The 14,481-nt window shown below is 64.4% G+C and carries 11 protein-coding genes and 2 pseudogenes; 2 read left to right on the top strand and 11 right to left on the bottom strand.

Translation table 11 applies throughout. The features are described from left to right. Positions 1-13: 13 nt before the first annotated feature. Positions 14-922 (bottom strand): ABC transporter substrate-binding protein, encoded by a 909-nt coding sequence (locus AKG11_RS23630; protein WP_371260142.1) that lies wholly within the window; start codon positions 920-922, stop codon positions 14-16. Positions 923-1,223: 301 nt separating this feature from the next. Here AKG11_RS23630 and AKG11_RS23635 point away from each other — a divergent pair, with 301 nt between their 5' ends. After that, positions 1,224-2,165, top strand: a complete 942-nt coding sequence (locus AKG11_RS23635) for a LysR family transcriptional regulator (protein WP_082342613.1) — start codon at positions 1,224-1,226, stop codon at positions 2,163-2,165. Between the two features lie 37 nt (positions 2,166-2,202). Here AKG11_RS23635 and AKG11_RS23640 read toward each other — a convergent pair whose 3' ends face one another. The 6 genes from AKG11_RS23640 to AKG11_RS23665 form a co-directional block, all read right to left on the bottom strand. Next, positions 2,203-3,033: an ABC transporter ATP-binding protein gene (locus tag AKG11_RS23640; RefSeq protein WP_050745676.1), complete on the bottom strand. Its 831-nt coding sequence runs from the start codon at positions 3,031-3,033 to the stop codon at positions 2,203-2,205. Continuing rightward, positions 3,027-4,025 (bottom strand): FecCD family ABC transporter permease, encoded by a 999-nt coding sequence (locus tag AKG11_RS23645; RefSeq protein ID WP_037406620.1) that lies wholly within the window; start codon positions 4,023-4,025, stop codon positions 3,027-3,029. Before AKG11_RS23645 ends, AKG11_RS23640 begins: the two co-directional genes overlap by 7 nt. Before the next feature lie 50 nt (positions 4,026-4,075). Beyond that, positions 4,076-4,768: a hypothetical protein gene (locus AKG11_RS23650; protein WP_023512707.1), complete on the bottom strand. Its 693-nt coding sequence runs from the start codon at positions 4,766-4,768 to the stop codon at positions 4,076-4,078. Continuing rightward, on the bottom strand, positions 4,761-5,384 hold the full coding sequence (locus AKG11_RS23655) for a hypothetical protein (RefSeq protein ID WP_023512708.1): 624 nt from the start codon (positions 5,382-5,384) through the stop codon (positions 4,761-4,763). The genes AKG11_RS23650 and AKG11_RS23655 overlap by 8 nt, the downstream gene beginning before the upstream one ends. A gap of 34 nt (positions 5,385-5,418) precedes the next feature. Next, entirely contained in the window at positions 5,419-6,486 is a 1,068-nt protein-coding gene (locus tag AKG11_RS23660) for an ABC transporter substrate-binding protein (protein WP_053190809.1), read from the bottom strand. 142 nt (positions 6,487-6,628) lie between these two features. After that, positions 6,629-8,044 (bottom strand): LLM class flavin-dependent oxidoreductase, encoded by a 1,416-nt coding sequence (locus tag AKG11_RS23665; RefSeq protein ID WP_050745678.1) that lies wholly within the window; start codon positions 8,042-8,044, stop codon positions 6,629-6,631. A 242-nt stretch (positions 8,045-8,286) separates the two neighbouring features. Here AKG11_RS23665 and AKG11_RS23670 point away from each other — a divergent pair, with 242 nt between their 5' ends. After that, a complete protein-coding gene (locus AKG11_RS23670) occupies positions 8,287-9,498 on the top strand; it encodes an acyl-CoA dehydrogenase family protein (protein ID WP_050745679.1) in 1,212 nt (403 codons plus the stop codon). A gap of 122 nt (positions 9,499-9,620) precedes the next feature. Here AKG11_RS23670 and AKG11_RS23675 read toward each other — a convergent pair. The 4 genes and pseudogenes from AKG11_RS23675 to AKG11_RS23690 form a co-directional block, all read right to left on the bottom strand. Continuing rightward, positions 9,621-10,834 (bottom strand): annotated as a pseudogene (locus tag AKG11_RS23675) (SfnB family sulfur acquisition oxidoreductase). A 26-nt stretch (positions 10,835-10,860) separates the two neighbouring features. After that, positions 10,861-11,838, bottom strand: a complete 978-nt coding sequence (locus AKG11_RS23680) for an ABC transporter permease (RefSeq protein ID WP_050745680.1) — start codon at positions 11,836-11,838, stop codon at positions 10,861-10,863. Between the two features lies 1 nt (position 11,839). Next, positions 11,840-12,888, bottom strand: a pseudogene (locus AKG11_RS23685) (ABC transporter permease). Continuing rightward, complete coding sequence (locus AKG11_RS23690) at positions 12,878-14,410, bottom strand: sugar ABC transporter ATP-binding protein (protein ID WP_050745681.1); 1,533 nt, start codon at positions 14,408-14,410, stop codon at positions 12,878-12,880. The pseudogene AKG11_RS23685 and the gene AKG11_RS23690 overlap by 11 nt, the downstream one beginning before the upstream one ends. Between the last annotated feature and the right edge of the window lie 71 nt (positions 14,411-14,481).

The following is a 14,481-nucleotide window of genomic DNA, read 5'->3' on the forward strand; positions in this document are numbered from 1 at the left end:
CGCGGTCAGTCGCTTACTTCTGGAGTTCGGCCGGGATGATCTTGGCCGCTTCCGCCTTCACGTCAACCTTGGGAAAGACATCCGGATAGAGGTAGTGCGCGGCTTCGCGCAGCACGATCTCCCTGGCGATCGGACCGTTGGTCTCGACCCATTGATCGCCGACATAGTAGACGCGGTTGTTCTTGACCGCCGTGAGCTCCTGCCAGATCGGGTTGCCCTCATGCGGGCGATCCGGACCGTAATCATAGATGAAGAGGACTTCCGGGTCCTTTTCCAGCATGGTCTCCAGGCTGAGGTCCACGCCGAATTCGCCGCCCGGCACCATGGCGCCGGCAATGTTCTCGCCGCCGATGGCATTCAGGATCGAGGCGGACGTGTTCTCATCATGGAAAGCGAACGGCACTTCCCCGCCCCACATGATGGCGTAGCGGGGATGAGCATCCTTCGGCGCCTTGGCCGAGACGTCAGCGAGATGCGCGCGAAACGCCTTGTTCAACGCGACGCCGCGCTCAGGCTTGCCGAGGATTTTCGCCAGCGCCTCGATTTCCTTGTCGCTGCCGTCGAGCAGTTCCATGTTCCAGGCGACATAGGGCGCGATCTTCTCGAGCTGCGGCGCATTGCCGACGGTGTAGCGGCGGATCGCGACGATGAGATCCGGCTTTGCTTCCGAGAGAAGTTCGAGGTTCGGCTTGGCACGCTGACCGACCTGCACCATGTCCTTGGTGAGGCCGAGCAGGAACTCCGGCGGGCGGTCCGCGACCATATAGGTGCTCGCCACCGGCTTGATGCCGAGCGCCAGCGCCACGTCATCAGCGAAGAACGAGATGGAGGCGACGCGTTTCGGATGGGCAGGAACCGTCACCTCGACGCCGCGGTCATCAGTGACTTTCTGCGTGGCGTCTTCGGCAAGTGCAGGGTTCATGCCCGCAACGACGCAGGCGGCAAACACGCCGGACAGAAGGGCACGCCTGCTCAGCAAGGCAAAACTGGAAAACATTGTTCTCTCCCTCAAGGTGATCCGTGATGACAGTGGCGGACGGCTGACAGCATGAACGGTTGCACAGAATGCATGCTGCGCTCTTGAGGAAAGCCCTGTTCGCATCGATCGTACGGATGGCGGACGTCGGTCTTCAAGGCAGGCTTCCCCGATCATTCTTGTCGTTCTGGCAGAATGTGGATAGATATAGTCAAGTTATTTGCAAGCGAAAGATTCTCACGCCAGCATGAGAAATCCTCAAACCAACCGCGCCAAACTGCCGCCACTGGCAACACTGCCGGCCTTTTCCATCGCCGCGCGCACCGGCAGCCTGACGCTGGCAGCGCGCGAGCTGCATCTGACACCCGGCGCGATCAGCCGGCAGATCAAGTCGCTGGAGGAGGCCCTCGGCGTCCAGCTCTTCCATCGCGGGCACAATGCGATTTCGCTCACCGATGCCGGCCGACAATACCTGATCCACGTGAATGCAGCGCTCGCCACGCTGGAGAACGGCACGCGCGCCGTTCTGCCGGATCGCATACGCCTGGTGATCCAGGCACCGATCACCCTGGCACGGCGCTGGCTCATTCCAAGGCTCGGCGCCTATCTTCAGGAAAATCCCAGCGTCGACCTCAACATCCAGTCACTCGCGCTTGGCGCCAGCGACGTTCCCGATGTCACGGTCAGCTACAAGCGCGGCTCAGACGAGTCGCGCTTTCCCAGCGCCTTCCTGCTCGATCGAACGGTCGCCGTCTGCTCGCCCCTGCTGATCGGCAGCCTGGCGAAGACGGTGACGCCGGGCGCGTTGCTGGGCCTGCCGATCCTGCTCGACACCGCCGATGCCTGGTCATGGCAGCGTTGGTGCGAGGCGGCGGGCATTGCGTTCCAACCGCGCAGCGGCAGTCTCACCTTTGATACAGACGAGGCCTCCATCGATGCCTGCATCACCGGCCTCGGCGTCGGCCAGGCGAGCCCGTCGCTCATCGAGCGGGAATTGCGCGACGGCCAGCTCATCCAGCTCTGCCCCGCAATCAACCCGATCGTCGGTGCCTACGAGATCGCGGGACAGGCCCCGACCGAGCGGGCAGCGGGATTTGACCGGTGGCTCCAGACCTGGCGGACCGACGCGGCACGCTCCGACAGTGCAACCGTGCGATCGTCAGAAAGGGGCATCTCGCAGTTCGGGTGACGCCGCCTCTTGTCCACGCAGCAAAAGGAGCAGGCCGTCACGTGCCCTGATCAAAATCCGCAAAACGGCGGCCGCGTTCCTTCATGCTGCCGGCATCCGGTTGCGGCCAGTGCCCGACCGAGCGAAAACGGGCCGCGATGCTGGCGGATTGGCCGTCTGCATGATCCAGGCGCTGCATGCCGATGGAGTAGAGGGCCGACAGCCGCTCGGGGGCACACATGTCGGCTACCGCCCCTTCTTCACAGCGGCCGGCCCCGTAGAGCAAAACGGCACGATCGCCGATTTCGAGCGCATGGGTCGGTTCGTGCGTGGTCATGACGATGGTCAGGCCGCGCTCGGCGGCAAGCCGTCCAAGCATGGCCAGCATGATCGCCTGGTTGTGGAAATCGAGCGCCGCGGCAGGCTCGTCGAGCAACAGGATGTCAGCGTTAGATGCGAGCGCGCGGGCGATCAGCACCAGCTGCCGCTCACCGCCCGAAAGCGTCCCGATGGCCCTATGCGCAAAGCTGGAGAGACCAAGCAGGGCCAAAGCCTCGCGCGCGTGCTCGCGGTCGAGCGCAGTGGGGCTGGAGAATAGCCCGACATGCCGGGCGCGGCCCATCAGCACGACGTCGAAAACGGAATAGGAGAAGGGTGCGGCAAACTGCTGCGGCACATATCCGAGCATGCCAGCACAGCTGACATGACCTGTACTTGGCTGCATCAGGCCGGCAAGGCACTTGAGCAGCGTGGTCTTGCCGCGGCCGTTTCGACCGAGAAGCACGAGCGTCTGGCCCTTGCGCAGCGTGAAATCCAGTTTTTCGAACAGCCACGGATTGGCATTATCATAGCGGAAGCCGACGCCGCGGGCTTCTATGGCGACTACCATGCGTCCCCCCGGTTGCGATGCAACAAGATCAAAAAGACCGGCGCCCCGACGATCGCCGTCAGCACGCCGAGGGGTATTTCGGCGGCGATCATCGTGCGCGCCAGCGTGTCGACCAGCAGCATGAAGATCGCGCCGAGCAGCGCCGCTGCCGGCAGCAACCGGCCGTGATCCGGGCCTACCAGCGTGCGAGCGAAATGGGGAATGACCAGCCCCACCCAACCGATGATGCCCGAATTGGCAACGCTGGCGGCGGTAATGCCGGTAACGCAACAGAGCGCCAACCACCGCGTCGGCTCGACCTTGAGGCCGAGCGCGCGGGCATCCTCGTCACCGAGCGAAAGCACGTTGATCCGGAACCGCATCAACAGCAGCGGCACGGCGAAGAGCATGACGAGCGGCACCATGTAGAGCGCCCGTTCGGGGGTTGCGCTGGCAAACGAACCCATGAGCCAGAACACGATAGCCGGCAGCGTGTCATTGGGATCGGCGAAATAGGTGCCAAGCGATACGAGTGCGGAAAACAGCGCCGAGACGACAATCCCCGCAAGCACCAGCATAAGCAATGACGATCGACCGGACTTGCGGCTCATCACAACGACGAGGAGCAGGGCGCCAATCCCGAAACCGAACGCCATTACCCAGAGCACGGCTGCCCCAAGCCCCAGCAGGATGGCAAGCACGCCCCCGAAGGCGGCACCGGAGGAAACGCCGATGACATGCGGATCAACCAGGGGATTGCGGAACACGCCCTGCAGCACCGCACCTGACAGGGCCAGCCCTGCTCCGACCGTGGCGCCGATCAGCAGGCGCGGCACGCGCACCAGCTCGACGACCCGCCAGACCGGTTCGGCAACGCCATCGCGACCGGGACCGATGCGCAACCAACCGCCGACCAATGTCGCGAGATCGCCGAGACCCACGCCATAGCGGCCGACCGAAAGCGAGAGGATCATGGCAAGAACCAGCAGCCCGACCAGACCCGTCATGACCATGCGCACGTCGAGCGGCGGGTCTCCGGCAGCCGGCGCGGCGACGCCATCCGTCACGGCCGCCCCTCCGCGGGAGCCGCCGGCGGTTCGTCGGAGAAGACCAGCGCGTTCAGAATGTCATGGAAAAGGTTGGGCTGCTGGCGGGGATCGGAGCAGAACTGCTCGATATGGTCGCCATTGTGCATGAAGACCTTGCCACCGCCGGGCATGCGCCAGACCCAGTCGACCGGGCCTTCAAGCACGGTGCCGTCCGGCCCCGGCCCCCCGATGAGGCAAAGCCATTGCGCGCCGGCGGGCGCGTCGGAAAACCCGCGTGCATACTGGCCGAGGATCCCTTCGTGCCGATGAAAGTTTTCAAAGTCCATCCGGCCGAAATAGGCGCCGGGCTGCGCAGGCCGGATCATCCAGTTGGTGAACGGCTTTGGCGGAACGGCGCGGAACGGGCTGAGGCAGGGCAGGAACGGCAGCAGGATATGGCCATTGAGCAGGAAGTGGCCGCCGCCAGCGAGATAGTCGACCAGCTTCGCCTCGATGGACTTCAGGAAGATCTGGTCGGCCATGCCCGAGAGCATGACCACATCGACCTCGGCAAGATCGATCGTCTCGAGGTCATAAACATCGGCAGCGCTGTAACGCCAGTCCTGCGGCACAAGCCCGCCGATACGATCGCGGTTGTAGCTGCGGGTGGAGCGCAGATAGAGCAGATGCGGCCTGCGGCCGTCATGGCGGAGAACACGGTCAGCCATGGTTCTGCACCTCGCGCTTCAGCCAGGGATAGAAGCCGTTGAGGAACCGCGTCGTTGCGGGCATGAAACGGCGCCCGTGATGGGTATGCGGGTCGATGGTGGAGGCAATCAGCCGTCCGCCGCCGGCGACAGCCTGATCATAGAGCAGGCAACCTTCGTCGTTGTCGAGATTGAGGATCGGCGTTGCCGTCGGCGGCAGCCGGAAGGCACCGAAAAAATGCCAGCACATATCCGCAAGGGGAATAGCCCGGGCCATGGAATGCTCGGGCCGCGGCTGATACGCCTCCATGCGCCCTCCCGGCCGCATCCACCATTTCCAGTCCTCTGTCTCACGCGAGAACCACTGGACCTCCACGACATCGAGCCATTCGTCCATGCGATTGGGCTCGAAGACGATGAGGAAGCCACCGCCGGCAAGATAGTCGTTGAGCTGACGGGCATGCCGCCGCAACAGGTCCTGGTTGGAGAAATCGGGAACGACGATGGCGCGGAACCCCGTAAGATCGACCTTGTCGAGGGTACGCAGATAGAGTTCCGCATCGAGATAGGCCTGATAATCGCGGTAGCATTGCAGCTGCGCGCCGTCACCCGACGTGATGAAGCCGATATCCTTCAAGGCACCCTCCCCGATCCTGGCTCGATCCCGAAAACTATCGAGTCCGCCCGAAGGCGTCGGCGTAGCCTGCGCTGCCGCCGTTCCATTCCATCTGCATGAGCTTGTCGACCTGTTCGTCGTTCAAGGTTTTGCCGTAGAGGAACTGAAAGCCATCGACGACAGCGGTGCGCATGTTGGTGTCGAACAGATCGGGATAACCGATTTCGGCAAACCACTGGTAGGCGAGTTCGCCGCCAGCCGCCGTCGCCGGGTCGATTGCCGGGGTCTTGTAGACCCGCGCCGCCTTGACCGCGGCCAGCGCGCCCAGCACGGGATGCTTGAGGATATCGTCAGGCTTGATGGTGTCGTTGTAGTAGTTGACGAGGACGATGTCCGGGTTCCATTCGAGCAGCGATTCCGCGCCGACGGTGACGGATCCTTCGGTGAAGCCCGCTTCGGTCGCGGCATTGATCAGGCCCGATGCTGCGAAATAGGCTTCCTCACGGCCGAACACCACGAACTCGTTGTCGCTCATGCTGTCGATGAAGACGATACGCGGCCGGGGCTTGCCTGCGGCCTTCAGCACCGCGGCGATGTCGGCCACGGTCTTGTCCTCCCAGTCGAGGAAGGCCTTGGCCCGATCCTCCTTGCCGAGGATCTGGCCGAGCATGGCGATGTAGCCACGCCGGGTTTCGCGCGATTCCGTGCTAACCGTGGCCACCTTGATGCCCGCATTCTCCATCGGGGCAACACGCTCGTCGGCCTTGGCCTGCCATTGCAGCACCACATCGGGGCCTGCAGCGAGTATCTCTTCGACATTGGGGATGAAGTTGCCGGCGACCAGATCGGTGCGGATATCGGTAATCTCGGGGAAAAGCTGACCGATCACCCCGTTCATCAACGCCGCCTGCGCCCGCGGATTGATGGCGGTGAGGCGCTGGGTTCCCCCGTCAAGCGCGATCATGGCTTCGGGGATGGGCAGCGGAAAGATCGCCACGCTGTCCACCGGCCGCTCAATCGTGACCTGTTGCCCGCGGGAATCGGTGATCGACACTTGCTGCGCAAAACCGGCAGCGGGCACCGCCACGGCGATCAGCATTGCAAGACGCAGAGAAGAAAACAAGGAAGACACCACGACAGGCTCCGGATGAGGTGAAGGTGATGTCTCCTATTTTATCATGAGGCTAATGGTCAAGTTTTATCTGCCGCGCTCCAAGGCATCGCCGCCGCGCTTGCTGTCCAGCAGCGATGCCGAAGCGCCGGCATCACGCTCCGACCGACTTCAATGCCGGAATGCGCTCGGCGTCACGGCGCTTGACGGCCTCGATATCCCGATAGCCATCGGCCGGATGGGTTTTCGGCAAGTACGGCCCCTCACCGAACAGTTTTTCGCGTAGCGTTCCGGGGCGGTAGCCCGTGGGATAGGCACCGCGTTTCTGCAGTTCCGGCACGATATGGGCAACGACATCCTCAAAACTGTCCGGCGTGACAGCATAGGCAAGGTTGAAGCCGTCGACGTCCGTATCCGTAACCCATTCCTGCAGAATATCGGCGATGCGCTCCGGCGAGCCGACGAAGACCGGTCCCATGCCGCCGATGCCGCCAAACTGGGCGAGCTCGTCGATCGTCCAGGACTTGTCTCCGCCGGCGATGTGCTCGACAAAGGAGTGGATGGCATTGGTCTCTATCTTCTCGACCACGTCCGCCGGTGCATACTGGCCGAAGTCGATGCCGCTCCAGCCGGACATGAAGGTGAGCGAGCCGTCATAGGAGACATAGCTCTTGTAGTCCTCGAACTTCTTCTCTGCCTTCGCCTCGCTCTCATCGGTGATGATGGTGACGAGCGTGTAGATATAGACCTTCTTCGGATCGCGGCCGGCAGCGGCAATGCGCTGGCGGATATCGGCAACATAGGCCTTGAGCACCGATTTGGTCGGCGCGGCGACGAAGATGCATTCGGCATGGGCGGCGGCAAAGGCCTTGCCCGGGCCGGACGCGCCGGCCTGGTAGAGAATCGGCGTGCGCTGCGGCGAAGGCTCCGTCAGGCCATAACCGGGAACCTCGAAGTACTTGCCCTTGTGGGCGATCTCGTGGACCTTTTCCGGGTGCGTGAAGATGCGCTTGCCGCCGTCGCGCACCACCGCACCCTCCTCCCACGAGCCTTCGAGCAGCTTATAGAGCACCTCGACATATTCGGCGGCGACTTCGTAGCGGTTGTCGTGCCGGCGCAAACCACCCTGCCCGACATTCTTCGCGCCGCTTTCCAGGTAGGAGGTAACGATATTCCAGCCGACGCGACCCTTCGAATGATGGTCCGCCGTCGCGAGGCGCCGGGCGAAGGTGTAGGGATACTCGAAGGAAGTGGAGGCGGTGATGCCGATACCAAGATGCTCCGTGGCAAGCGCGATGGGGGCGGCAAGCTGGAGCGGGTCGTTCACCGGAATCTGTGCCGCCTGATGGATCGCGTGGTAGTTCGAACCCTTGTAGACATCATAGTAACCGATGACATCGGCGATGAAGATGCCGTCGAAGACGCCGCGTTCCAGCGTGCGGGCAAGATCCTGCCAGTAATCCAGGTCTTTGTATTTCCAGGATTTGTCATTCGGATGCGCCCACAGCCCCGGCGACTGATGACCGACACAGTTCATGTCGAAGGCGTTGAAACGGATATGGCGGGCCATGGGAATCTCTCCAGGGATGCGGGAATGCCTGACGGCACGGACATGTGGCGAGAATAACGCCTCCGTATCCTAAATACAGAAATTCTATCTTTTATATATACTAATTTCGGAAATGGCTTTTCTGGTCGCAGCCCGAGGGCTTTGGGAAGATGCGGCAGAGCGACGAACACCCGTACGCACCGATCCCCCAAACCCGACCGTGGCGCCCTGCTGCGTATCGGCCAGACCGCTGGAGACCGACCATGACTGCCCTGCATCTTGTCAAGGAACCTGAACTTCAAGACGACCGGGCTCGCCTGTTTGCGCGCGCCGAAGCGATTTCCGCCGATCTTGCCCGTCGCGGCGCGCAGCTCGATGCCGAAGGCAAGCCGCCACAGGCGGAAATCGCCCGGTTAAAGAGCGAGGGCCTGCTGACGGCGCTACACCCGGTCGAGATCGGCGGCGGCGGGCTCGACTGGGTGGACGGGCTGAAGCTGGTGCGCATTCTCGCGCGCGGTGAAAGCTCGATCGGCCAGCTTCTCGGCTATCACTATGTCAACAGTCAGTACATCTACTGGGCGGCGGACGATCCGGACAAGGCCTGGAACCTCGGCGTCGAGACGGTTGCGAAGCGGCTCTATTGGGGCGCCGCGGTCAACCCGCGCGATCCCGGCCTCGTGCTGACACGCAGCGGCGACCACTACCTGCTAAACGGCAAGAAGACCTTCTCGACCGGCGCGCATGTTTCCGACCGTATCAACGCCAATGCTGCCTTCGGCGACCAGATCGCCAACCTCGTCCTGCCGACCGAGCGGCCCGGCTACATCGCCAACGACGACTGGGACAATATCGGCCAGCGGCTTTCCGACAGCGGCAGCGTCGAGTTCCGTGATTTTCCGGTCGACGAAACCGATTTTCTTCTGCCCCTAGCCGGGAAGGACAGCGCTCCGCCCGTGCAGGCAACGTTCAACACGCCGCTGATCCAGCTCGTCTTCGTCAATTTCTATCTCGGCACCGCGGAAGGCGCGCTTATCGCTGCTGGTGACTATGTGCGGACCACGACGCGGCCCTGGATCACGTCGGGCGTCGAGAAGGCGAGCGACGATCCCTATATCCTGGAGCGCATCGGCGAGTTCCGTGCAGCGTTGAAGGCTTCCGCCGCCCTTGCCGATGCTGCCGCAACCGCCGTTCAGTCGGCGCTTGCGCGTGGCCGGGGCGTTAGTGCCCGCGAACGCGGCGAGGCTGCAATCGAGGCCTATGCGGCCAAGGTCAGCGCCACGCATGTGGCGCTCGACGTCACCGCCCGCATCTTCGAGCTTACCGGCGCCCGCTCGACAGCCGCGCACCATCGCTTCGACCGCTACTGGCGCAACGTGCGCACCCACACGCTGCATGATCCGGTGTTCTACAAGGCGCGCGAGGTCGGCGATTTTACCCTGAACGACCGGGTGCCGGAACCAAGCCTCTATAGCTGAGGGCATTCAAACGACCTGCGAGGGGGCGGCAAGGAGGGCCGCCCTTTTTTGTTGGTCAAAAAAAGGGCCGCAATCCCAGAGGATTGCGGCCAGGGGACCACCCCCACCACGAGGGTTGGATTTCAGAGCGCGCCGTTCTTCGGCGGCGTGATGCCGTTCAGGTGATAGTTGCCGACGACGTGGTACTTCCACGCACCGGATCGTGCAGCGTGTGGGTGCGGGCGTTGCGCCAGTGGCGTTCGAGGTTGAGGCCGCGCTTCGTCGCCGAGGTGCCGGCCAGCTCGAAGAGCACGTTGGCCGCGTCGATCGCGAGTTCCGTCGTCAGCACCTTGGCGGCAGCCACCGCCAATGTTGCGGCGACCGCATTCTCCGAATTGAGGTTCACCTGCGCCTGATCGACCTTGCGCCCGGCCCGCTCCAATGTCGCCTCGGCCGCCTCGGCGCGGATGGCGAGTTCACCGATACGCGCGACGGTGAGCGGATCGTCGGCCGCGCGCTCGACGCCGCTGCCCGTCCACGGCCGCGCCTTGTCGCGCACATAACCGATCGTCTCCTTCAGCGCCGCGCGGGCGATGCCGAGATCGACGCCGGCATGAATGATCTGGCCGACCGAGCCGATCGTGCCGGGGCGCTCGAAGCCTTTGTGGTGCTGCACCACAGCGTCGGCGGGCACATAGACGTCGCGCAGGATTGTCGTGCCGCTGCCCGTGGTGCGCTGGCCGAAACCGTCCCAGTCGTCAACGATCTCGATGCCGTCAGTCTCGCGCGGGGCGAAGGACATGGTGAGGCGGTCCTCCCCGTCCAGCGCAAAGATCGTCACCCAATGGGCGAAGAGCACGCCCGTCGAATAGAATTTTCGACCGTTGATGCGGAACCCCGCGCCATCGGGCGCAATGCGCGTATTGTAATCGCCGACGGTTTTCGTGCCGACTTCGGAAAGGGCATTGCCAAACCGGTCGCCGGCAAGCGCCCGGCCGAAATAGAAGCGCTTCTGCGTTTCGTTGCCGTCGTGGCGCAGCGCTTCGAGAATATAGAAGTGGTTCTGCGGGATCTGGCCGATCGAGCTGTCGGCTTCCGACAGGATCGCCGTCACCTCCGCGAGCACGGCGTTGGAGACGTCGATGCCGCCATATTCGGCGGGAACGGTAATGGCGAGCAGGCCGGAGGCGGAAAGACGGTCCAATTCCTCAAACGGCAGGGCCCGCTCGTAGTCCCGCCGGCTTGCACCGCCTTCGAATTCGGCAGCCAGCGTGCGCGCAATGGCAAGTGCCTCATCCTCGCTGGCAATGCGGTGGGCGGTTTCCTGTCGGTCGGCAAGCCGGGTGACGCTGCTCATGAAAAATCCTTTCGAAAAGTCAGGGATCACGCCCGGCCGGCGGCCTTGCGGTTGGCAAAGCCGATGGCGAGGACGGAGAAGATGAGAAGGCCGGTGCCGACTTGCTGCCAGTAGAAATTGAGGCCCGACAGCAGGAGCCCGTTGGCGACGACGCCGAGCAGCAGCACACCGAGTACGGTGCCCGGCACGTTCGGCCGGCCATGCGGATCGAAGGTGGTGCCGATGAAGGTCGCACCAATGGCGTTGAGCAGGAAGGCGTTACCGGACGAGGGGATGTAGACCGTCACCGTGGAGGTGAGGATAAGACCGACCACAGCGGCGATGGTCGAGACCAGGATATAGGTGAGCGCGGTGATGCGCGAGAGGCGCAGGCCCGAATAGCGCACGACGCTCGCCTGGATGCCGGTGGCGAGCGCCACCCGGCCGAAGCGGCTGCGCGCCAGCACGACCCAGGCGCCGGCGACGACCAGCGCCGTGACGATCAGGGGCACGGGAATGCCCGCCATCGCGCCATGGCCGAGGAAGCGAAACGCCTCCGGCACGCCGGCCGGCGGCAGGTAGACCGGGTTGCCGCCATTGGTCAGCAATTGCTGCACGCTGCGCCCGACGAAGAGCGTGCCGAGCGTCGCGAGGAACGGCGAGATGCCGATGCCGGCGATCAGCACGGCGTTGAACAGGCCGACCAGCGCCCCGCCGGCAAGTCCGCCAAGCGCCGCGAGCACGACCGGCTGCCCGGCAAGCACGAGGGAGACGAAGGCGAAGCTTGCAAAATCCACCGCCGTGCCGACCGAAAGATCAATGCCGCCGACCGAGACGGCGAAGGTCATGGCAATGGCGACGATGGCGAGCAGGGCGAAATTGTTGACCAGCACGCTGAGGAGGTTCGCGCTGGAGAGGAAACCAGGCGCGAGCGTTGCGAACAGGGCGAAGACCGCGGCGAGCGCAGCGATGAGCGCATAACGCGCCAGCCCTTGGGCGAAGGCGGGGAGGACGGCGGTCGCCATGTCAGGCGGTCTCCTTGCGGCCGAGCAGCGTGGTGGCGGAGACGAAGAGCAGGATCAGAAGACCCTGCACGCCGCTGACCAGCGTGCTGGAAATGTTGAGAAGCTGGAAGCCGTTGACGAGGAAACCGACGAAGAGCGCCGAGAGCAGCGTGCCCGTGATCGTCGGTACCAGCCGGCGGGAGAAGACCGTGCCGAGCAGGGCGGTGACGACGATCGGCAGCAGCATGTCGCCGGCCCCCGTGGTGCTGCCCGAGAGATAGGAGACCGAGAGGATGCCGGCAATGCCGCCGGTGAGGCCGCTCGCCAGGAACGAGCCGGCAACGAAGGTTTTGATCGGCAGGCCCGCCGCGCGCGCCGCATCCGGAAAGGCGCCGACCGCGTAGAGACGAAGGCCGAGCGGCGTATACTGCACCACGGCGGCGACGATGAGCGTGAAGCCGAGCAGGACATAGGCGAGCACTGGAATACCGAACGGTCCGCCGGCGGAGAGCGCCGAGAGGAAATCCGTCGAGGCGGGGACGACGGTGTTCTGTGTCAGCACCAGTTCAAGGCCGGCAACGACGTTCATGACGGCAAGCGTTGCGAGCAGCGGCACGATGCCGGCGAGCGTGACAGCGGCCGCGTTGACCGCCCCGATGGCAAGCCCCGTACCGAGCGCGCCGAGGATGGCGACACCATCACCCTGCCCGGCCTGCACCAGTGAGGCGTAGACGGCGGCGCTGAGGCCCATATTGGTGGCGAGCGACAGGTCGATGCCGCCGGTCACGACATTCGAGCCGCCCGCGATGATGACATGGTGAGTCCGATTGCCAGCACGCCCGCGATGGCCGACTGACCGAGCACGTTGCCGATGTTGCCCACGGTGAGGAAAAACGGCGCGCTTACGGAGAAGACCGCGAGAACGCCAATGAAGACGGCCAACGCGCCGCCGCGCAGCGCGAGTGTGGCGAGCTGGCGGCCGAAAGCGGAGCGGGATTTGCCTGTCTCGAAAGCCTTCTGCGCCTCGATTTCGATGATGGAGGCCGGAATATAGGGGGCGTCAACCAGCATGGCGAAGCGTCTCGTAGGCGCCCGTGACATCCGCGAGGACCTCACCCGGGCTAGTTTCGGAAGAGATGAATTGCCGCGTGACGCGGCCGCGGAAGAAGACGAGGAGGCGATCGGTCACGCCGAGCAGTTCCTCGATATCGGAAGAGAGCACCAGCACGGCCGCGCCGCGCTCGGCAAGCTCGCCGATCAGCCGGTAGATCTCCACCTTGGCGCCGATGTCGACGCCGACCGTCGGCTCGTCGAGCAGGTAGATTTCCGACTGGCGGCTCAGCCATTTGGCGATCGCCACCTTCTGCTGGTTTCCGCCCGAAAGCGTCTTCACCAGCGCCTCGACGCCGTCGGTCTTGATCTCGAGCCGCTTGACGAGATCTTGCGTCTGGCGGCGTTCCGCGCCGCGGTCGATCAGCCTACGGGAAAACCGGGCGAGGCTGGCAAGTGTCGTGTTTTCGGTGACGGAGAGGTCGAGCGCGACGCCGTCGCGACGACGATCCTCCGGTACCAGTGCCAGGCGCCGATCGGTGGCGGCGGCGGGATCGACGGAGAACACCGTCTCCCCCTTGACGCGGACCGTACCCCCGGTCGGCCGGTCGAGGCCGAAGAGCGTGCGCACCACCTCCTTGGCTCCCGAGCCGACGAGGCCGGTGAGGCCCAGCACCTCGCCCTTGCGCAGCGTGAGGGAGACCGCCTCGAAACGGCCCGCCAGCGCGAGGTTTTCGACCTCGAGGATCACCGCGCCGGGCGCAACAGCCGGCTTCGGATAGAGGTCGCCGATGGCGCGGTTGACCATCAGCGCGCCGATCTCCGCCGCCGAGGTTTCTGCGACCGGCAGGGTGGCGACGTCGCGGCCGTTGCGCAGCACGGTGACCGTGTCGCAGAGATCGACGATCTCGCCGAGATAATGCGAGATGTAGAGCACCGTCACGCCCTCGGCGCTGAGGCGGTGGATGAGCTGGAAGAGCAGGTCCGCCTCGCGCCGGACGAGCGCGGCGGTCGGCTCGTCGAAGACCAGCACCTTGGGATTGGCGATCAGCGCGCGGGTGATCTGCACGATCTGCTTTTCTGCCGCCGAGAGATCGGCGATCAGCGCGGAATGCGGCAGCGCGAGGCCGAAGTAGCGTTCGAGGATTTCGGCGGATTTGCGCCGCATCGCCGCGCGGTCGAGGAAGGGCGTGCCGGGGAAACGCAGCTCGCGGCCGAGGAACAGCGCCTCGCCGACCGTGAAGGTCGGCACCAGCAGGCGGTCCTGGTGGATGAAGTGCACGCCGAGTTCTTCCACGAGATGCGGCGTCAGCCGGTCATAGGCCTTGCCGTCGATCTCCACCGCGCCCTCGTCCGCCCGGTGAAGGCCGGCGATCAGCTTGATCAGCGTCGACTTGCCCGCGCCGTTCTGGCCGACGAGACCATGCACCGCGCCGCGCCGGACGGTGAGCGAGGCGCCCGAAAGCGCCTGCGCCCCGCCGAAACGCTTGACGATGTTTTTGAGGCGGATGATCGCCTCGCCGCTCTTTGCCGTGTCCGCCATGGCCGTTGTCCTCGTTGTAACTCTCTCATCCGCCTGCCGGCACCTTCTCCCCGAGGGGAGAAGGTGGCCCG

Source organism: Shinella sp. SUS2 (assembly GCF_001262505.1).
In the GTDB taxonomy this organism is placed as follows: domain Bacteria; phylum Pseudomonadota; class Alphaproteobacteria; order Rhizobiales; family Rhizobiaceae; genus Shinella.